Raw genomic sequence first — 18,457 nt, forward strand, 5'->3', positions numbered from 1 at the left:
CCGGAATTGAACAATGACTAGGCTTGTCGAACGGTCACTTTATTGCTCCTAAAAGCAGGCCAGACCGCATCAGCCTGCTCAAAATGCCCGCCATGACGACCATGGGTATGATCGCGACCAGGGCGGCTGCCGATATCGACCACCACTCGTCGCCGCGCTGGCTGTTTTGCCCTGCGACGAGAATGGGAAGGGTCTGCCATTTGGAACTGGTCAGGAAGAGTGCGAACAGGAACTCGTTCCAGACGAAGGCGAGCGTGATCATGAATGTCGCGATCAGGCCCGGCTTGGACATGGGCAGGACGATACCGAAGAAAATTCTCCACGACGGCACATTGTCGACCATCGCCGCCTCTTCGACTTCCACCGGCAGTGCCGCAAAGAAATCGCGCATCAGCCAGATCACGATCGGCAGCGAGAAGGCGACATAGGCGAAGGTGAGCCCTGTATAGGTGTCCACCAGCTTGAACCCCAACTTGCCCATTTCCGTGTACATCAGGAACAAGGCAAAGGCGGCGACGATCGGCGGAAACATGCGCTGGCTGACAAACCAGAAGACGATATCATCATTGCCGAGGAGCGGCCCTGGAAGCTTCATTCGGCTGGAGCCGATGGCGAGCGCAAGCGCTGCAACAAAGGCAAAGATCAGCGAAATAGCCTGCCCGTAGCCCAGCACATGACGGCCGAGAAGATATCCGCCAAAGGCAACAACGACGAAAATCACGCCGGACAGCAGCTTGACCTCGAAGGTGAAGCGCACCAGCGCATAGGCTGCCATGGATCCGATGAAGGTGGCCAGCACCGATGCGGAAAGCCCGATGATCGTCGAGGCGATGAAGGTGTTGTAGAACTGGCCGCGCGCGCCCGACAGAAGCTCGCTCCAGGCTGTCAGCGTCGGGTCGAAGTCGACAAATGGAATATAGGTCGGCCCGCCGACGACGCCGAGCGGCGACTTGAACGAGGTGATCGCCACCCAGTAAAGCGGAAAGAAGGTGAAGGCGAGCCAGAGCAGGCAGCCTGCGAGCGCCCACCAGCGGCCGGATCCTTTGAGGTTACGCACGCTCATTTGTGCTTCTCCAGATAGGGCTTCAGGATGGCGAGATAGACGAGCCCGATCACGGTAATGACGATCAGGAACAGGAAGGAGAGGGCGGAGGTGTAGCCGAGGTTGAACTTCTTGAAGCCCTCCTGATACGCGAACAAGGTCAGCGTTTCGGTCGAAATGCCGGGCCCTCCGCCTGTCATCACGAACACCGTGTCGATGATCTTGTAGCTCTCGATGAGGCGGATGAAGACCACCGCCACCGAAATCGGCAGCATCATCGGGAAAGTGATCCCCCAGAACTGCTGCCAGGGACTGGCATTTTCAAGCGCGGCAGCCTCGTAGACGTCCTCCGGCAGGGTTTGCAGCCCGGCAAGAAGCATCAGGATGACGAAGGGTGTCCACTGCCACACTTCGACGGAAATGATGGCGCCGATAGCCCATCTGGTCTGAGTCAGAAACGGCAGGTTGGGAAAGCCGAAGGCGGTCATCAACTCATTGAGCGGGCCCATTGTCGGGTTGAGGATCTGGCGGGCAATGAGTGCAACGGCGACGGGCGCCACCAGCATTGGCACCAGGAAGCTGACCCGGAACAAACCTTCGCCAGGCACCCGACGGCTGAGCGCCAGCGCCACGGAAAAACCGATGACATACTGCAGCGACACCGCAACAAAAGCGATGATCGTCGTCGTCCAGGTGACACTCCAGAAGCGCGGGTTCTGAAGCAATTCCGCATAGTTGCCGAAGCCGACGAAATGCGCGGGGATCGGCGGTACGAGCCGCAGGCTCATGAAGCTGGTGGTCAGCGAATAGATCAGCGGGAAGATCGAGATTACCAGCACGATCAGCAACGCCGGCCAGATGAAGAAGTGTTTGACCGGATCGTTGCGGGTCATAATGCGCCTCCTTTCCGCAGAAGCGCCTCGATTTCCTCGATATTCGGCATTGCAGGCGCGGTACCCCGCCGCGTCACCGCAATACCGGCGGTCGCGCAGCCGAAACGCACGGCCTCGACCGGACTAAAGCCCCGCGAGAGCGCTGCCGAGAAGCCACCGACAAATGCGTCGCCGGCGCCGGTGGTATCGATGACTGCTCCCGCCGAGACCGCCGGAACATGAACCGATTGCCCGGCCGTATGATAGAGCACACCGCGACCACCCAGTGTGATCAGCGCGGCTTTCACGCCTTTGGCAAGAAAGGCGTCGCCAGCCCGTCTGGCGTCGTCGAGCGTGTCGAGCGGAAAGCCGACGATGGCCGCTGCCTCGGTCTCGTTTGGCACGATATAGTCGCAGAGCGGATAGATCGTGTCCGGAAACGGCTCGGCCGGCGCTGGATTGAAAACAGTGGTAACGCCGGCCGCATGGGCGATTTCGAGGGCGCGCTGCGCCGCTTCGGCCGGTTGTTCGAGCTGGGTCACGAAAACAGCCGATTGCTCGATGGTTTCGCGTGCCGCCTCGACATCACCCACGCCGATGGTGCCTGCGGCGCCTGGATAGACGATGATCGCATTGTCGCCGTTACCGTCATTGACGTAGATGAAGGCAGCGCCGGTCGGCATATCGTCCATCTGCACAACCTTCGGCGTCACGCCTGCTTCCGAATAGGTCTTCAGCGCCATATCGCCGAAGGTGTCGCGGCCGATCTTCGAGATGAAGGAGACTGTTCCACCGGCGCGGGCAGCAGCGACAGCCTGGTTGGATCCCTTGCCGCCCGGGCCTACTGCAAAACCGGTCCCGGTGATGGTCTCGCCAACGTTTGGCATGCGCTTGGCCAGATAGGCCGTGTCGGCGACGAAAATCCCGAGGATCGAAACACCCACCTTCATTTTGTTTCCCCTCATACGGTTTCCGGCGGAATCACGCCTTTGGTGAAGAGGAAGCAGCCGTAGAAGCGGTTTTCGCCCGTGGTGATGACGCAATAGGCCTTTTTGGCTTCCTCATAGAAGGCGAAACGCTCGATGCCATACATCGGCGCCGGTTTGCCCTCGGCGCCGTCGATAACGGCCTGGACTTCCTGCTGCACGGGAGGGATCTCGTCCGGCGCGCCCATGATTTCCATTCGTCCGGCAGACGGCTGCAACGGCGTATCCAGCGGCATTACCGAAAGAATAGCTTCGATGGCGCGGGCAGACGACACATTGTCTATGCGCAACAGCTTGCCGAGCACCGTTTGCCGGGCAATGGAATCCGAAGGAAAATTGGTGTCGGAAACGACGACCGTGTCGCCATGCCCCATGGACCGGAGCGCGTGCAGCACATCCGCATTCAGAGCCGGATCGATATTCTTCAGCATGAGAATCCTCCCTTAGTTGCACCATTTCGCAGCACCTCGTGCCGCGAAACAGAGCCCAATAACCGCAAGTCCGTTACAACTCTGCGATTCCCTCAAATTCCGTTGTTCTTGCCTGCCGGTGCGGTTCTCCTCCCGCCCGGATGACCAGAGTTGGAGCCCTTATTCTCCGTAGGGGATCCAGATATTCTTCACATCCACAGCGCGGCGAAGGTATAGCGCGCCTTCGGCAGCGGCTCTGTCCATCCAGTCCGTCGCCTTGCCATTGTCCACGAAGGTTCGCTTGAGATTGCCCGAAGACAGCTTCTCCACCGTCGTCGAAAGTTCCGCCGAGCCGAAGGCCCACACCGCATCGACGTCATTGTGCGCGGCAAGGATCTTTGCCAGTTCGATAGCCGACCCGGTGACGATATTGACGACACCGGCAGGCACATCCGACGTTTCCAGAACGGAATAGAAATCCGTGGCCGAAAGCGGGAAGGCCTCACTCGGCACGGCGACGACACGATTACCGGTGGCAATCAACGGCGCAATCAGACTGATAAAGCCGAGCAGCGGCGCTTCCGGCGGGCAAATGACGCCAACGACGCCGATGGCTTCCGGCATGGCCAGGGCAACGCCGCGAAGCGGCGGCTGGTGAATGCCGCCTTCATATTTGTCCGCCCAGGCTGCGTAGGTGAAGAGACGGGAAATCGCGGAGTCGACCTCGGCGTTTGCATTGGCTGCGGAAGCTCCGGTCATCGCTGTTATCCGCGAGGCGAACTCGTCGGCGCGGCCACTGAGGTTTTCGGCGATGTAATAGAGAACCTGGGCGCGGTTATGAGTGGTCGCATTCGACCAGGCGGAGGCGGCCTGTGCGGCAACCACCGCATTGCGGATGTCCTTGCGGTTGCCTTCGCCGACCTCCCCGATGGCCTTGCCCTTGGGCGAGGCGATGACACGGGAATAATTGCCGTCTGGGCGTGCCTGCTTGCCGCCGATGAAGAGCTTTGCCGTCCGGTCGATGCTTGGCAGGGCAAAATCGCCGGCAACCGGCTTTACTTGCGAAAGTGCCGGCATTGCTGCGCGCGCCTTGCGACCGACCCAAGCCTTTGGCTTCAGATATTCGTAGCAACCTTCGCGTCCGCCTTCGCGTCCGAATCCGGATTCGCGCTTGCCGCCAAAACCGACGGCGGCATCAAAAAGATTGGTGGCATTCACCCAGACCACGCCGGCTGCGAGCTTTGCCGCAACGTTCAGCGCCAAGCCGATCGTCTCGCTCCAGACGCTGGCGGCGAGGCCGTAGCGGGTGTGATTGGCAAGCTGGATGGCCTCTTCCGGTGTGCGGAAAGTCATGGAGACCGCAACCGGCCCGAAGATTTCCTCGGTCGCGACGATCGATGTCGGCTGCACGCCGCTCAGAAGCGTCGGCGGGTAGAAGCTGCCGCCCTTCGGCAGGTCGATCTTGGCCTGATGCAGTGTCGCGCCTTCTGAAACTCCCTTTTTCACCAGCGCTTCGATACGCGTCAATTGCACGGGGGCTATGATCGCACCCATATCGATGCACTTGTCCAAAGGCTGACCGACCCGCAATGTCTCCATTCGGCGCTTCAGCCGCTCATGGAAAAGATCGGCAATGCCTTCCTGGACCAGAAGCCGCGAACCGGCGCAGCAGACCTGTCCCTGGTTGAACCAGATCGCGTCGACGACGCCTTCCACGGCGCCGTCGATATCGGCGTCGTCAAAAACGACGAAAGGTGACTTGCCGCCGAGTTCCAGCGTCAACGACTTACCGCTACCTGCGGTACGCTCGCGAATAACGCGCCCGACTTCGGTCGATCCGGTAAAGGCAATTTTGTCGATATCCTCATGCCCGACGAGCAGCGCGCCTGTTTCGCCTTCTCCCGTCACGATATTGAGTACGCCCGGCGGAAGGCCCGCCGCGGATGCTAGTTCGGCAAAGAGAAGCGCCGTCAGCGACGTGAATTCGGCAGGCTTCAGGATGACGGCGTTGCCGAGCGCCAAAGCCGGCGCCACTTTCCAGGCCAGCATCAGGAATGGGAAATTCCACGGGATGATCTGGCCGACGACGCCGACCGGCACATGATCTGCAAATTCCGTGTCCTGGATTTGTGCCCATCCGGCGTGATGATAGAAATGACGGGCTGCCAGTGGCACGTCGAGATCGCGGGTTTCGCGGATCGGCTTGCCGTTGTCGATTGCCTCGACCACAGCAATCAGACGCGCATGGCGCTGGATCATCCGGGCAAGCGCATAGAGATGGCGCGCCCGCGCATGGCCCGGCAGTCGCGCCCATGACGCCTGTGCCTTGCGGGCCGCCGCAACTGCGTTGTCCACATCCGCCGCGCCGCCGTTCGCGAGCTTCGCCAGGACCTTGCCGGTGGCTGGCTCGAACGTTTCGAAGTTCTTGCCCGACGCGGAGGGCACGAATGCGCCATTGATGAAGTGACCGAAACCGGAAGCGTGGCGCGCCAGCCAGTCGCGAGCTTCGATATCGGATTCAGGGGCGGGGCCGTAGGACATTTCGTCGAAATACTTTGCAACAGTCATCTGGATCATCCAATCGGGTGTCTGTTGAGGGCCGAATAGGCACCGGTGACGTGATGCTCCAACTGCCGCTCGATATCCGCAAGCAAGCTTGATGCACCGATGCGGAAGAGATCGGACTCCAGCCACTCGCGCCCCAGTTCGTCCTTCATCAGGAACTGGTAGTTCAACACGTCCTTCGCCGCGGAAATGCCTCCGGCCGGCTTGTAGCCGATCTTGATACCGGTGCGCTCCTGATAGGCGCGGATCGCCCGCAGCATGGTCAATGTCACGGCCAGCGTCGCATTGACGCCTTCTTTGCCGGTCGAGGTCTTGATGAAATCGGCTCCCGCCATCATGCAGACCAGCGAGGCCCTGGTGACATTGCGGAGCGTCTTCAGGTCGCCGGTCGCCAGAATGGCTTTGACATGCGCATCACCGCAGGCGGCGCGATATTCTTTCATTTCCTCGTAGAGTGCAGTCCAGTTGCCGGTCAGCACATGCTCGCGGGTGATGACGATGTCGATTTCCTTCGCGCCATCGGCAACTGACGCCTCGATTTCCTTGACCTTGAGGTGGTGCGGGCTGAGGCCGGCAGGGAAACCGGTCGAAACCGCGGCGACCGGAATGCCGGAATCTCCAAGCGCCTCGACGGCCGTTGCAACAAAACGATGGTAGACGCAGATGGCGCCGGTGGTGATCGAACGGCCGCTCATGCCAAGGGAATCCAGAATGTCGGCGCGTATCGGATTCATCGCCTTCGCGCACAACCGCTTGACGCGTTCGGGGGTATCGTCGCCGTTCAACGTCGTCAGGTCGATGCAGGTCACCGCCTTCAGGAGCCAAGCCGCCTGCGCGTCCTTTTTGACGGTGCGGCGTCCAGGAAGCGAGGCTACGCGGCGCTCGGTGGCAGACAGGTTGACCCGGGTATCAAGCACCCACGACAGATCGAGTTCCATACCGGTATTGCGCGGCCGGTTATGGGTGCCGTCCGGCAATCGCGAAGGGCCCCCATGATGCGCCGCGTTTGCCGCATTGTGAACAGCAACGGTCTCCAACTAGAATCCTCCCGATCCGAACGTGAAGATCCTGTTGCCATCAGTGCAGAGGCACGCAGAGGAAGCTTCACGACTGGTACAAATGTGATTTTTTTTTCACTGATTGTGAAGTTTGCATCACCGCGCCGCTGCGTCAAGTTTAGATTTCGGCAGAGGCGGAAAAAAATGCGGGATTTCTCAATCGAAATCGTTCATGCCGTTTTCGGTGATGACCACGTCGAACGACTTCATGTCGCTGAAAAAGGCTGGCTTAAGCTTGCCGATTTTGCTGCTGTCGGCGAGAAGAATATTCTTTCGTGCCCGGGACATCGCCTTTTTCTTGATCTCCGCTTCGTGAAAATGCGCGCAGGTTGCGCCACGCCGGGCATCGACACCGGCTGCCGATAGAAATGCCACGTTGATCACAAGCTGATCGAGCATTTCCAGCCCCGTGACACCGGAAAAGCTCGCCGATGCTGGGTGGTAAAGACCACCGAGCATAACAAGGCGAACGTTGGGTTTTCGCGTCAGACGATCAGCGACATTCATGGCATAACAGATCGCCGTTATGTGAATCTGGTCTGGGAGGAGATCGACCAGATAGGGTAAGGTGGTGCCGCAATCGAAAAAAACCGTATCATCATGGTGAATGTAATCAATGGCTTGTGTGCAAACTTGCCGTTTTGCAGCGGCATGACTGTCGGCTGCCTTGGAAATTTCATAGGGATCGTTTTCCGCTTCGACAGCTGCAACGATATGGCCGCCGAGAAACGCGAATTGGTCTGCATTGGCGCTGACATCACGCCGAACCGTCATCTCTGAGACGCCCAGGATCTCCGCAGCATTCTTGATGTGCAGAATGCGATGTTGTGAAAGGGCCTCGGATAAGACTGCGATGCGCCGGCCCTTGCGACTATCCATATCGCATCTCTCCCTTATCGTTTACACTTGGAATAGTGTTCTGATCAAAATTTAACAAGGGATTGCCATTCTCATCTTGTATGTCCCCTCGAGCTACGATTCGGCATTTGCGCCGAGCTACAGCTTCTGCGCCAGCCAGTTGCGCGCAACATGGCATATCGTCACAATTTTACAGGGAAACCCCGCAATTTGAAATGAGAATTTGTGACCAGCCTACCATTTTTGTGATGGAATAGTCACAAAACTGTATAGATGGTGCCTCACTTCGGCTGCGGGGAAGTGGGTGACGACAAGATCGACATTCTAGGCCGGCAGGGGCGAGTTCGTCACGCCTCTGGTCGGGGTGGCCTTCCGACCAGAGGCTTCATCCTCGCGACTGCTGAGGACATTCCTGGCTGCGCGCGCTACTCGCCGGCTTTTCTTGCTGCTGTTTCGATCGCATCGGCAACCTTTTCCGGTTGGGATGCGAAGACTGCGTGGCTTGCCTTTATTTCAGTCACGTCGCTTCCGGCACGTTTTGCCATGTCGCGTTCAAGCTCGGGGTTGATGGAGCGATCCTCGGTGGCGACGATCGACCAGCTTTTCTTCGTCCGCCATGCTGGCTGGGTGATCTTGGCGGAGAATGCCTGCTTTGCGGCGAAGACCTGTGACTTTGCCATGAAATCGGCTTCGGCTTGCGGAAGGTCGGCTGCGAAATCCGCGGCGAAGGCACCCGGATCGAGATAGAGATATTTGCCGTCCTTCGTTTCCCTTATATCCATGCTGCCGGCGGGCTTCGAGCTGGCGAGGCTGAGCAGGCTTTCGCCCTTGTCAGGCTGGAACGCCGCGACATAGACCAGGCCCGCGACCGCGGGATCGTTGCCGGCTTCGGTGATGACCATGCCGCCATAGCTGTGGCCGACGAGCAGGACCGGTCCGTCCTGAAGGTCGAGAACCCGCTTGGTCGCTGCCACATCGTCGTCGAGCGAGGTGATGGGCTGCTGGACGATGGTGACGTTGAAGCCGCGCTTCTCGAGTATGTCCGTCGCCTTGCGCCATCCCGAGCCGTCGGCCAGCGCGCCGTGGACGATCACGATGTTTTTGACCTCGGCAGCCCCCGCCGCGAATGCGATGGCGGTCGTGGCAACGGCAAGGGCTGCGGTGAAAATAAGACGTTTGTTCATGGGTATCACTCCTTTGGGTCGTTGTTGATGATTGGGATAGTGATGCGTTTCGGGTTCAACCGAATGTAAAGGCGTAGGCCTGCACGCCGCGATCGAGGAAGCGGATCTCGAAGTTGCGGGCGGCGACCGTGCCGGACTGGCGGACGAGCTGGTAAAGCCTGGTCGCGGTCACCGTACCGTTGCCGTCGGCATCGATGTCGGAGCCGTGGTCAGGCCCTGGCGCCTTGCCGTCGACCTTCACTTGGAAGCGGACCGGTTTGCCGCCGGCGCCAGGCCCAAGAACGAGATGCAGATCGCGGGCGCTGAAGCGATAAGTGATGCCGCCGCCCGGCTGATCAAGCGTCGCCTGATCCCGGCCGACGGTCCAGGTTCCGGACAGGCCCCAGCCATTGAGGCCGGGTTCGGCGATCGTATAGTTGCGCGCTGTGTCTGCCTGCAGCTCTTCTGGAGAGGCGAAATTCGCCGCTTGCTCGTAGCCGAGATAGGTCTCGCCGGAGCGGATGTTACCGAGATCAGGACCTGCTTCCACGCCCTTGGCATCCGGCGCGACCGGCGCACTTGCCGTCGTTTGGCTGCCGGCTTCGCGCAGCAGGTCCTGAATGGCTTTTTCGGTCTTGTTGTAATTGCCTTCGCCGAAATGGTGGTAACGGATCTGGCCTTTGGCATCGATCAGATAGCCGGCAGGCCAGTAGCTGTTTTCGAAGGCGCGCCAGATGCTGTAATCATTGTCGATCGCAACGGGATAGCCAATCTGGAAGTCGCTGATCGCCTTCTTGACGTTGTCGATCTTCTTCTCGAAGGCAAATTCCGGGGCGTGAACGCCGATCACCACGAGGCCCTGGTCTTTATATTTTTCGGCCCAGGCTTTGATATAGGGGATCGTGCGAATGCAGTTGATGCAGGAATAGGTCCAGAAATCGACGAGCACGACCTTGCCGCGCAGCTGCTCGGTGGTGAGAGGCGTTGAGTTCAGCCATTCGACCGCACCATCAAGTGACGGCGCGTAGCCTTCGACGGGCAGATCACTGCGGAAAGGCTGTTTTGCATCGGCGGCCGCAATCATCACCTCGTTGCTCGCCAGCTCGGAAGAAGGGCCACTGAGCGGCTTTGCATGCAGCCTGTCGAGCACGGCCTGTTCCAGCGATGCAGTGCTGGCGTAGGAGAGCCGGGCGAGCAGGCTGGTATCGAGGCCGAGCGCGACGACGGCGACGCCCGCCAGTACGGCAGCGCCGAGTACCTGGCGAATCCGGTCGCCAAACCCGAGGGAGCGCTTCATGGCGGCGAAGAGCTTGCCGCCGACAAGCAGGGCGACGGCAAGCGAACTTGCAGCACCAGCGGCATAAGCGATCAGCAGGAAGGTCGTTTGCAGATTGGCGCCCTGCAATGCAGCTCCGGTCAGCACGAGGCCGAGAATCGGACCGGCGCAGGGCGCCCAGAGCAGTCCGGTGGCAACGCCGAGAAGAAGCGCGCTCTTCACTGTCGTTGTGCCGCGCCCGCCGCCGGTGGCGTTGATAAGATTGTTGCCAAGGTCGACGATCGGCCGGGCAAGCGTGCTTGCGATACGTGGTGAAAGCAGGCTTGCGCCAAAGAGCGCGAGCAGGACGATTGCGGCAAGGCGGCCATATTCATTGGCGCGAATGGCCCAACTGCCACCGACCGCGGCGAGCGTGGCGACGAGCGCGAAGGTGGCGGCCATGCCCGCCAGCATCGGCAGCGTGCTTCTGACGAAGGGCTGTCCGGCGCGGGCGAAGACGAAGGGGAGGATAGGCAGGATACACGGGCTGAGGATCGTCAGCGCGCCTCCGAGATAGGCTATGATCAGAAGTGTCATCATCGTTTCCTTTGAAACCGTTTGATCGGGCTCTGGGCGGCGATGGGCCTGGACCAGCGATGGCCGGGATGTAGCCGGGCCGACGTATCCCCGATGTGTCCGGTTTTGCGGGAAAATGTATCGAAGTGTTGCTGCCGGCGGACGGTGATACAGAGCGACACAAAGTGCTGCCGTGGCCGCGAGGAGCGACGAAAACGGCTGCGGCCGAACCGATGCGTCGCTGAGGCGCCGCGATTGTATCAGACTGTATCCCGGAGGCCGGAAGCTACATGAGCATTCAAAAACTGCTGGCGCGCGACATATCGGAGACACAAGTAGAGCGCCTTTTCAGCACCGTGATTCATTCGACAGGAGAGACCGATGTCAGAGCAAATCAACCAACACCGCCGCCGCTTCTTCGGCATGACGGCAATCGCCCTTGCGGCGGTCGAGTTCGGCGTGGCCGGCAAGGCCGCCGCCCAGTCGGCGCCTGCCGCAGCCCCGCCTGATGCAGAGGCCGGAACCCACACGTCTTTCGAAGCGCTGAAGCAGGTCAAGGCAGGCGTGCTCGACATCGGCTATGCCGAGGCGGGGAAGGCGGATGGCCCTGTCGTATTGCTGCTGCATGGTTGGCCCTATGACATCTATAGTTTCGTCGATGTCGCGCCGCTGCTTGCCTCGGCAGGCTACAGGGTGATCGTGCCTTATCTGCGCGGTTACGGGACGACGCGCTTCCTGGACGACGGCACACCTCGCAACGGCCAGCCGTCAGCGCTCGCCGCCGATATGATCGCGCTGCTCGATGCGCTCGATATCGAGAAGGCTGTCATTGCCGGCTATGACTGGGGCGGGCGGACCGCCAACATCATGGCGGCGCTCTGGCCCGAGCGCTGCAAGGCGATGGTGTCGGTGAGCGGCTACCTGATCGGCAGCCAGGAGGCCAACAAGAAGCCGCTTCCGCCGAAAGCCGAACTTGCCTGGTGGTACCAGTTCTATTTCGCCACCGAACGCGGTCGTCAGGGATACGAGAGCAACACCCATGATTTCGCAAAGCTTATCTGGCAAACGGCATCGCCGAAGTGGAACTTCGACGATGCGACATTCGACAGATCGGCCGCTGCCTTCGACAATCCCGACCACGTCGCGATCGTCATTCACAATTATCGTTGGCGCCTAGGGCTTGTCGAAGGCGAGGCCAAGTACGATGCCTACGAGACGACTCTCGCCGCAACGCCCGTCATTTCGGTGCCGACCATCACCATGGAAGGCGATGCAAACGGTGCACCGCATCCGCAGCCTTCCGCTTATGCCGGAAAATTCTCCGGTAAATACGAGCATCGCACGATCGGCGGCGGCATTGGCCACAACTTGCCTCAGGAAGCGCCGCAGGCTTTTGCGCAGGCGGTCATAGACGTCGATCGTTTCTAGGTCGACGCTGCCGTTGTAGCGCCTCGTTGCTCCGGCCAGCGGAATATGCGTAGGTCGCGCCTATCGCTTCGGTCAGGAACGAAGCGACCGGCGCGGCCGCTTCTATCGATAAGGAACAGGGAAATATGGATCATGTCGATCACATCCTGATCGTCGATGACGATCGCGAAATCCGCGAGCTGGTTTCGGGCTATCTGCAGAAGAACGGCCTGCGCACGAGCGTTGCCGCCGACGGACGGCAGATGCGCAGTTTTGTCGACGCCAATGCCGTCGACCTGATCGTGCTCGACGTGATGATGCCCGGTGACGACGGGCTGGTGCTGTGCCGCGAACTGCGCGCCGGCCGGCACAAGGCGATCCCGATCCTGATGTTGACGGCCCGCACCGACGAGATGGATAGGATCCTCGGGCTGGAGATGGGTGCCGACGACTATCTTCCCAAGCCCTTTGCCGCGCGCGAGCTGCTCGCCCGCATCAAGGCGGTGCTGCGGCGGACGCGGATGCTGCCACCCAACCTGCAGATCAGCGAGGCCGGACAGTTGCTGACTTTCGGTGACTGGCGGCTCGATACGGTCGCCCGGCATCTTCTCGACAGGGAAGGGACCGCGATTGCGCTGAGCGGCGCCGAATACCGTCTGCTCCGCGTTTTCATCGATCACCCGCAGCGGGTGCTCAATCGCGACCAGCTTTTGAGCCTGACGCAGGGCCGCGACGCCGATCTCTTCGATCGCTCTATCGATCTCCTGGTTAGCCGGTTGCGTCAGCGGCTGGGCGACGATGCGCGCGAACCGACCTATATCAAGACGGTGCGCAGCGAAGGCTATGTGTTTTCGGTTCCGGTCGAGATATCGGAGCCGCGCCAATGAAGGCGGCAGTCCGCTTGCGTTCGGGCCTGACGTGGCCGAGCACGTTGCGGTCGCGGATCTTCCTGATCCTGCTGATCGGATTGGCCTTGGCCTACGGGCTGTCCTTCAGTGTGCTCTATATGGAGCGGTACATGTCGGCCAAGGCGGTGATGCTCGGCACGCTGGAAAATGACGTGGCAACATCGATTGCGGTTCTCGATCGGCTTCCGCCAGGTGAGCGCGGCGATCTGCTCGACCGGCTGAGCCGCGGCAACTATCGTTTCGTGCTCGGGCCCGGCCTTCCCGGCGTGCCTGACACGTCAAGCAAGGGGGCGGAAATCTCAGGAAAGATCGAGGAGGCCATCGGGCACCGCTTTCCGATCCGGATCGAACGAATTCCTGGCGATGTGAACCGGCTGCAGGCGCATCTGACGCTTAGCGACGGAAGCCCGTTAACTATCGACGTCACGCCGAAGGGCGTCATGCCGATTGCCGCATGGCTGCCCTACGTCTTCGTCGTCCAGATGGTGCTGCTCATCCTCTGCACCTGGTTCGCGGTTCGCCAGGCGATCCAGCCGCTCGGCGAGCTTGCTGCCGCCGCCGATGCTCTTAACCCGAACAAGGACGGCCCGGCTATGAGTGAGGCGGGGCCGAGCGAGGTCGCGCATGCGGCAAGGGCGTTCAACGCGATGCGGGAGAGGATCGCCCATTACCTCGAAGAGCGTGTCCAGATACTGGCGGCCATCTCGCATGATCTGCAGACGCCGATCACCCGCATGCGGCTGCGCGCCGATATGGCCGAGGATTCGCCGGAGAAGGACAAGCTGGTGCACGATCTCGGCGAGATCCAGCGCCTCGTTCAGGACGGCATTGCCTATGCACGCAGCGCGCATGGCAATGGCGAGAAGAGTGCCCGCATCGATCTCGCCTCGTTCATCGACAGCATAGCCTACGACTACCAGGATACCGGCAAGGCCGTCACCGTCGTCGGCCTGGTTCATGGTGCTGCCTCCACCAAGCCGCATGCTCTTCGCCGTATCCTGTCGAACTTCATCGACAACGCGCTGAAGTTTGCCGGTGCTGCCGAGATCAGCGTCGAGCGCAGCGCCGAGAACGATATCGTCATATCAGTCATGGACCGAGGGCCTGGAATCCCCGACGATATGCTCGAGGCCGCCATGCAGCCATTCTTCCGGCTGGAGCAATCCCGCAACCGGGAGACCGGCGGTACCGGTCTCGGTCTTGCGATCGCCCAGCAGCTGACTGCCAAGATCGGCGGGTCGCTCCGGCTCTACAATCGCGCCGGCGGCGGACTGGCAGCGGAAGTCACCATTCGTTGACGTCGGGGTCGCCGCAGAATCTCGCCAGGTTTTGTATGCCAAGATGTCCTTGACACCGGATGCTACGCTTTGTGACATTTCGGGCGTTTTCGGAAACATGGCGGATATATCAGTCGGTCAAACCACACTCCGTCAACCCGGCCGCCCACCGCGGCCAGTCGCTTGTAGCGACGCAACAGAAGGAGTGTTCCATGACAAAGATCGACAAGGTTCTCTATACCGGCAAGACCCACACGACAGGCGGGCGCGACGGCGCTTCGCACAGCGACGACGGCCAGCTTGATATCAAGCTTTCGCCTGCGGGCAGCAACCGCGGCGGCACCAATCCCGAACAGCTTTTCGCCGCCGGCTGGTCTGCCTGCTTCATCGGCGCGATCGGTTTCGCCGCGGCTAATCAAAAGGTCAAGCTTCCAGCCGATCTTGCCGTCGACACCGAGGTTGATCTCGGAACCGCCGATGGCGGCTATTTCCTGCAAGCCCGCCTCAAGGTCAGCTTGCGGGGGATCGAAGCGGAGGTCGCAAAGGCGCTGATCGACGAAGCCCACCAGACCTGCCCTTACTCGAAGGCCACGCGCGGTAACATCCATGTCGAATTGACGGTTGCCTAACGAGTGGAATTGCCCACCGAAAGCCATTGGCTGCGGTGGTCAGAAAGACAGAGCCGAAATCAAGCGAGACGGGGCCGATCGGGCCTCGCCGATGGAGGATTTGATGAGATTGATGATCATCTGTTTTTTGGGAGCGGTGGTCTTCGCCGCACCCTGCATCTACGACGTAAGCTCGCAGGAGCCTTCGCCGCTTGCGGGCCTCGTGACGGCGGCATCCGCAGCTTCTTCCTCAGGGGAACAGCCGCCGTTTCAGCCGCTTGGATCACCAGGAGAAAGACAGTGAAACTCTATCAGAACGAAATTTCTTCGGCGACGTCGAGAGTCCGTATCGCGCTCGCTCTGAAGGGACTGACGGCAGAAGCGCTGCCGGTTGGCATCCTCGGCGAAGATTCCGAGAGCCGGCAGGCCGGATATCGCAGCGTCAATCCGCAGGGGCTGGTGCCGGCCTTGCTGACGGATAGCGGTGTCCTCATTACCCAGTCGCTGGCGATCGTCGAATATCTTGATGAGATTCAGCCTGAGCCGCCGCTGCTGCCCGACACGGCGGAGGGCAGGGCGCAGGCGCGGTCGATCGCGCTTGCGATCGCAGCCGAGATCCACGCGCTGCTGCCGCCGCGGATCGGCCTGCATCTCGGCAAGGCCTTCCAGGCGGATGCCGATGCCATTACCGCCTGGAATCGTCATTGGGTCGGCGAAGGAATGACCGCGGTCGAGACGATGATCGCCGGCCGCAGGCAGGGGGCTTTCGCTGTTGCGGATCAGCCGGGTATTGCCGAGATCTTTCTCTTCCCGCAGGCGATCAGCGCCCGGCGCCTCGGCTTCGATCTCGCCCGCTGGCCTAATATCGCGGAGGTCGTCGCCAGACTGGAGATGATACCGGCTTTCCAGGAGAACGCACCGGCGCCGAGACGATGATCCAATCAATGAAGAATTGGCCGCAAGTGACTGCGGCCGATTCTCTTCCGGTGTTCTAGCCTTAGCGATAAGACGTCGCCTTCATGGCCCGTCGGCCGCTTTTAGCGGTTGACCCTGGCTTGCAGATGCGCGGGATAACGATCGCCTTCCACCTTGATCGTGGCGAGCGCGCTTTCGATGCTGGCAAGATCCTCAGCCGTCAGTTCGACGTCAGCGGCCTGGATGTTCTCCTCGAGGCGGTGCAGCTTGGTTGTGCCGGGGATCGGCACGATCCAGGGCTTCTGCGCCAGCAGCCATGCGAGAGCCACTTGGGCGGAGGTTGCCTTTTTCTGGGCGGCGATTTCTCCGAGACGATCGACGAGCGCCTGGTTCGCCTTTCGCGCCTCCTGAGAAAAGCGCGGCACGACGTTGCGGAAATCCTTGCTGTCGAAGGTGGTCGTTTCGCTGATCGCGCCAGTCAGGAAGCCCTTGCCGAGCGGGCTGAACGGCACGAAACCGATGCCGAGTTCTTCCAGCGTCGGCAGGATTTCCTGTTCGGGCTCGCGCCACCACAGCGAATATTCGCTCTGCAACGCCGCCACCGGCTGGACCGCATGGGCGCGGCGGATCGTCTGGGCGCCCGCTTCCGAGAGGCCGAAATGTCTGACCTTGCCTTCCTCGATCAGCGCCTTGACCGTGCCGGCGACATCCTCGATCGGAACATCGGGGTCGACGCGATGCTGGTAGAAGAGATCGATGACATCGGTCTTCAAACGCTTCAGCGCCTGGTCGGCCACCGCGCGGATCTGTTGCGGCCGGCTGTTCATGCCGCTCTGGCCGCCATTGGCATCGAAGCTGAAACCGAATTTCGTGGCGATCACCACCTCTTCGCGAAAGGGGGCGAGCGCCTCTCCCAGAAGCTCTTCGTTCTTATAGGGGCCATAGGCCTCGGCTGTGTCGAAGAAGGTCACGTCGCGTTCGAACGCCCGCCGGATCAGTGCGGTCGCCTCCTGAATATCTGTCGCCGGGCCATAACCATAACTCAGCCCCATGCAGCCGAGACCGATGGCCGAGACTTGAAGTCCGCTCTTTCCGAGTTCACGCTTCTGCATAGACGTTTTCCTTTCTAACCTTGGTATTGCGTATCGGTGACATGCTCCATCCAGTCGACGACCTTGCCGTCGAGCTGTTCCTGGATGGCGATATGGGTCATCGCCGTCGTCGGCGATGCGCCGTGCCAATGGCGTTCACCCGGCGCGAAGCAGACGACGTCGCCGGCGCGGATCTCCTCGACGGGACCGCCTTCGCGCTGCACGCGACCGAAGCCCGATGTGACGATCAGCGTCTGGCCGAGCGGATGAGTGTGCCAGGCGGTGCGGGCTCCGGGCTCGAAGGTGACGCTGGCGCCAGCCGCACGTGCGGGGCTGGTCACGGCAAACAGCGGGTCGACACGCACGCTGCCAGTAAACCAATCGGCTGGTCCCTTGGCCGAAGGCTGCGAACCGCTTCGCTTGATCTCCATCTTTGTCTTCCTTTCGATGTCGGGGTGGACGTGTCCACTCGAGTAGCAAGGTATTTAGGGCGTGCGCCAGGTCGCGATTAGATGGTATAAACGGCAAGAACCCATGAGAAAGTTTCATAAATGCCGCGCCCCGCCGTCAACGACCTCATCGCCTTCCTTGCCGTTGCACGCGCACAGAGCTTCACGAAGGCGGCGGGCAAGCTGGGTGTGTCGCAATCGGCGCTCAGCCACACCATCCGCGGGCTCGAGGAGCGGCTTGGACTGCGATTGCTGACACGCACGACCCGCAGCGTCGCGCCGACAGAGGCGGGCGAACGTCTGCTCGTTTCCATCGGACCGCGGCTCGACGAGATCGAGAGCGAGCTGGCTGCCTTGAGCGCGTTCCGGGAGAAGCCGGCAGGCACCATTCGCATCAATGCCGGCGAGCATGCGGCCGATGCCGTCCTTTGGCCTGCCTTGCAAAAGCTGCTGCCCGATTATCCCGATATCAATGTCGAGATCATTGTCGACTACGGTCTGACCGACATCGTCGCCGAGCGTTACGATGCGGGGGTGCGGCTTGGAGAACAGGTGGCGAAAGACATGATCGCAGTGCGCATCGGTCCCGACATGCGCATGGCCGTGGTCGGCGCTCCCGCCTATTTCGACACCAGGCCGAAGCCGCTGACGCCGCAGGACCTTACGGATCACAATTGCATCAATCTGCGCCTACCGACTTACGGCAGCGTTTATGCATGGGAGTTCGAGAAGGACGGGCGCGAACTCAGGGTTCGCGTCGAAGGGCAATTGGTCTTCAACAATATAGCGCTGCGGCTGAACGCAGTGCTGGCGGGCATGGGACTTGCCTACATGCCGGAGAACTTGGTCGACGCGCATCTAGCCGATGGACGGCTGGAGCGCGTGCTTGAGGATTGGTGCCTGCCGTTTTCCGGCTACCATCTCTACTATCCGAGCCGCCGGCATACGTCGCCGGCATTTGCCCTCGTCGTCGATGCACTTCGCTATCGAGGATAGACGCCCACCGTTTCGGGCCGC

General features: G+C 60.8%; 18 protein-coding genes. 7 read left to right on the forward strand and 11 right to left on the reverse strand.

Annotation, left to right across the window (positions count from 1 at the left end):
• Positions 1-34: 34 nt before the first annotated feature.
• The 9 genes from C3Y91_RS24665 to C3Y91_RS24705 form a co-directional block, all read right to left on the reverse strand.
• The gene (locus C3Y91_RS24665; protein ID WP_018068626.1) at positions 35-1,063 is read right to left on the reverse strand and encodes a carbohydrate ABC transporter permease; all 1,029 of its coding nucleotides are present in this window, start codon (positions 1,061-1,063) and stop codon (positions 35-37) included.
• Positions 1,060-1,935 (reverse strand): carbohydrate ABC transporter permease, encoded by an 876-nt coding sequence (locus C3Y91_RS24670; protein ID WP_003560016.1) that lies wholly within the window; start codon positions 1,933-1,935, stop codon positions 1,060-1,062. The genes C3Y91_RS24665 and C3Y91_RS24670 overlap by 4 nt, the downstream gene beginning before the upstream one ends.
• Positions 1,932-2,864: a ribokinase gene (gene rbsK, locus C3Y91_RS24675; protein ID WP_024321896.1), complete on the reverse strand. Its 933-nt coding sequence runs from the start codon at positions 2,862-2,864 to the stop codon at positions 1,932-1,934. The genes C3Y91_RS24670 and rbsK overlap by 4 nt, the downstream gene beginning before the upstream one ends.
• An 11-nt stretch (positions 2,865-2,875) precedes the next feature.
• The gene (locus tag C3Y91_RS24680; protein WP_018068628.1) at positions 2,876-3,331 is read right to left on the reverse strand and encodes an RbsD/FucU family protein; all 456 of its coding nucleotides are present in this window, start codon (positions 3,329-3,331) and stop codon (positions 2,876-2,878) included.
• Positions 3,332-3,490: 159 nt separating this feature from the next.
• Positions 3,491-5,878 carry an aldehyde dehydrogenase family protein gene (locus tag C3Y91_RS24685; protein WP_018068629.1) on the reverse strand — a complete coding sequence of 796 codons (2,388 nt, stop codon included), beginning with the start codon at positions 5,876-5,878 and terminating at the stop codon, positions 3,491-3,493.
• 5 nt (positions 5,879-5,883) lie between these two features.
• Positions 5,884-6,912, reverse strand: a complete 1,029-nt coding sequence (deoC, locus tag C3Y91_RS24690; protein ID WP_018068630.1) for a deoxyribose-phosphate aldolase — start codon at positions 6,910-6,912, stop codon at positions 5,884-5,886.
• Positions 6,913-7,089: 177 nt separating this feature from the next.
• On the reverse strand, positions 7,090-7,812 hold the full coding sequence (locus C3Y91_RS24695; protein ID WP_018068631.1) for a DeoR family transcriptional regulator: 723 nt from the start codon (positions 7,810-7,812) through the stop codon (positions 7,090-7,092).
• Between the two features lie 404 nt (positions 7,813-8,216).
• Positions 8,217-8,975 (reverse strand): alpha/beta fold hydrolase, encoded by a 759-nt coding sequence (locus tag C3Y91_RS24700; protein WP_024321895.1) that lies wholly within the window; start codon positions 8,973-8,975, stop codon positions 8,217-8,219.
• Positions 8,976-9,030: 55 nt separating this feature from the next.
• A complete protein-coding gene (locus tag C3Y91_RS24705; protein WP_018068633.1) occupies positions 9,031-10,806 on the reverse strand; it encodes a cytochrome c biogenesis protein DipZ in 1,776 nt (591 codons plus the stop codon).
• Positions 10,807-11,166: 360 nt separating this feature from the next.
• On the opposite strand from C3Y91_RS24705, the gene C3Y91_RS24710 reads away from it, so the two are divergent.
• The 6 genes from C3Y91_RS24710 (at position 11,167) to maiA (ending at position 15,921) form a co-directional block, all read left to right on the forward strand.
• Positions 11,167-12,213, forward strand: coding sequence for an alpha/beta fold hydrolase (locus tag C3Y91_RS24710; RefSeq protein WP_018068634.1), 1,047 nt, complete (start codon positions 11,167-11,169; stop codon positions 12,211-12,213).
• Between the two features lie 125 nt (positions 12,214-12,338).
• Positions 12,339-13,079: a response regulator gene (locus C3Y91_RS24715; RefSeq protein ID WP_018068635.1), complete on the forward strand. Its 741-nt coding sequence runs from the start codon at positions 12,339-12,341 to the stop codon at positions 13,077-13,079.
• Positions 13,076-14,398, forward strand: coding sequence for an ATP-binding protein (locus C3Y91_RS24720; RefSeq protein ID WP_168575948.1), 1,323 nt, complete (start codon positions 13,076-13,078; stop codon positions 14,396-14,398). The genes C3Y91_RS24715 and C3Y91_RS24720 overlap by 4 nt, the downstream gene beginning before the upstream one ends.
• Positions 14,399-14,589: 191 nt before the next feature.
• Complete coding sequence (locus C3Y91_RS24725) at positions 14,590-15,006, forward strand: organic hydroperoxide resistance protein (protein ID WP_012757750.1); 417 nt, start codon at positions 14,590-14,592, stop codon at positions 15,004-15,006.
• A gap of 103 nt (positions 15,007-15,109) precedes the next feature.
• The gene (locus C3Y91_RS38610; protein ID WP_080518574.1) at positions 15,110-15,289 is read left to right on the forward strand and encodes a hypothetical protein; all 180 of its coding nucleotides are present in this window, start codon (positions 15,110-15,112) and stop codon (positions 15,287-15,289) included.
• The gene (gene maiA, locus C3Y91_RS24735; protein ID WP_024321894.1) at positions 15,286-15,921 is read left to right on the forward strand and encodes a maleylacetoacetate isomerase; all 636 of its coding nucleotides are present in this window, start codon (positions 15,286-15,288) and stop codon (positions 15,919-15,921) included. The genes C3Y91_RS38610 and maiA overlap by 4 nt, the downstream gene beginning before the upstream one ends.
• Positions 15,922-16,022: 101 nt before the next feature.
• Here the strand turns inward: maiA and C3Y91_RS24740 are convergent, their stop codons facing one another.
• On the reverse strand, positions 16,023-17,012 hold the full coding sequence (locus C3Y91_RS24740; RefSeq protein WP_018068640.1) for an aldo/keto reductase: 990 nt from the start codon (positions 17,010-17,012) through the stop codon (positions 16,023-16,025).
• A gap of 14 nt (positions 17,013-17,026) precedes the next feature.
• The gene (locus C3Y91_RS24745; protein WP_024321893.1) at positions 17,027-17,422 is read right to left on the reverse strand and encodes a (R)-mandelonitrile lyase; all 396 of its coding nucleotides are present in this window, start codon (positions 17,420-17,422) and stop codon (positions 17,027-17,029) included.
• A 120-nt stretch (positions 17,423-17,542) separates the two neighbouring features.
• Here C3Y91_RS24745 and C3Y91_RS24750 point away from each other — a divergent pair, with 120 nt between their 5' ends.
• A complete protein-coding gene (locus C3Y91_RS24750; protein WP_018068642.1) occupies positions 17,543-18,436 on the forward strand; it encodes a LysR family transcriptional regulator in 894 nt (297 codons plus the stop codon).
• Positions 18,437-18,457 lie beyond the last annotated feature (21 nt).

The sequence above is a fragment of the Rhizobium ruizarguesonis genome (assembly GCF_012349115.1).
Taxonomy (GTDB): Bacteria; Pseudomonadota; Alphaproteobacteria; order Rhizobiales; family Rhizobiaceae; genus Rhizobium; species Rhizobium ruizarguesonis.

Bases quoted from the DNA above. Each gene is read 5' to 3' on its own strand.
- C3Y91_RS24665 (WP_018068626.1), bottom strand. From the start codon at position 1,063: ATGAGCGTGCGTAACCTCAAAGGATCCGGCCGCTGGTGGGCGCTCGCA.
- C3Y91_RS24670 (WP_003560016.1), bottom strand. From the start codon at position 1,935: ATGACCCGCAACGATCCGGTCAAACACTTCTTCATCTGGCCGGCGTTG.
- rbsK (WP_024321896.1), bottom strand. From the start codon at position 2,864: ATGAAGGTGGGTGTTTCGATCCTCGGGATTTTCGTCGCCGACACGGCC.
- C3Y91_RS24680 (WP_018068628.1), bottom strand. From the start codon at position 3,331: ATGCTGAAGAATATCGATCCGGCTCTGAATGCGGATGTGCTGCACGCG.
- C3Y91_RS24685 (WP_018068629.1), bottom strand. From the start codon at position 5,878: ATGACTGTTGCAAAGTATTTCGACGAAATGTCCTACGGCCCCGCCCCT.
- C3Y91_RS24695 (WP_018068631.1), bottom strand. From the start codon at position 7,812: ATGGATAGTCGCAAGGGCCGGCGCATCGCAGTCTTATCCGAGGCCCTT.
- C3Y91_RS24700 (WP_024321895.1), bottom strand. From the start codon at position 8,975: ATGAACAAACGTCTTATTTTCACCGCAGCCCTTGCCGTTGCCACGACC.
- C3Y91_RS24705 (WP_018068633.1), bottom strand. From the start codon at position 10,806: ATGACACTTCTGATCATAGCCTATCTCGGAGGCGCGCTGACGATCCTC.
- C3Y91_RS24710 (WP_018068634.1), top strand. From the start codon at position 11,167: ATGTCAGAGCAAATCAACCAACACCGCCGCCGCTTCTTCGGCATGACG.
- C3Y91_RS24715 (WP_018068635.1), top strand. From the start codon at position 12,339: ATGGATCATGTCGATCACATCCTGATCGTCGATGACGATCGCGAAATC.
- C3Y91_RS24720 (WP_168575948.1), top strand. From the start codon at position 13,076: ATGAAGGCGGCAGTCCGCTTGCGTTCGGGCCTGACGTGGCCGAGCACG.
- C3Y91_RS24725 (WP_012757750.1), top strand. From the start codon at position 14,590: ATGACAAAGATCGACAAGGTTCTCTATACCGGCAAGACCCACACGACA.
- C3Y91_RS38610 (WP_080518574.1), top strand. From the start codon at position 15,110: ATGAGATTGATGATCATCTGTTTTTTGGGAGCGGTGGTCTTCGCCGCA.
- C3Y91_RS24740 (WP_018068640.1), bottom strand. From the start codon at position 17,012: ATGCAGAAGCGTGAACTCGGAAAGAGCGGACTTCAAGTCTCGGCCATC.
- C3Y91_RS24745 (WP_024321893.1), bottom strand. From the start codon at position 17,422: ATGGAGATCAAGCGAAGCGGTTCGCAGCCTTCGGCCAAGGGACCAGCC.
- C3Y91_RS24750 (WP_018068642.1), top strand. From the start codon at position 17,543: ATGCCGCGCCCCGCCGTCAACGACCTCATCGCCTTCCTTGCCGTTGCA.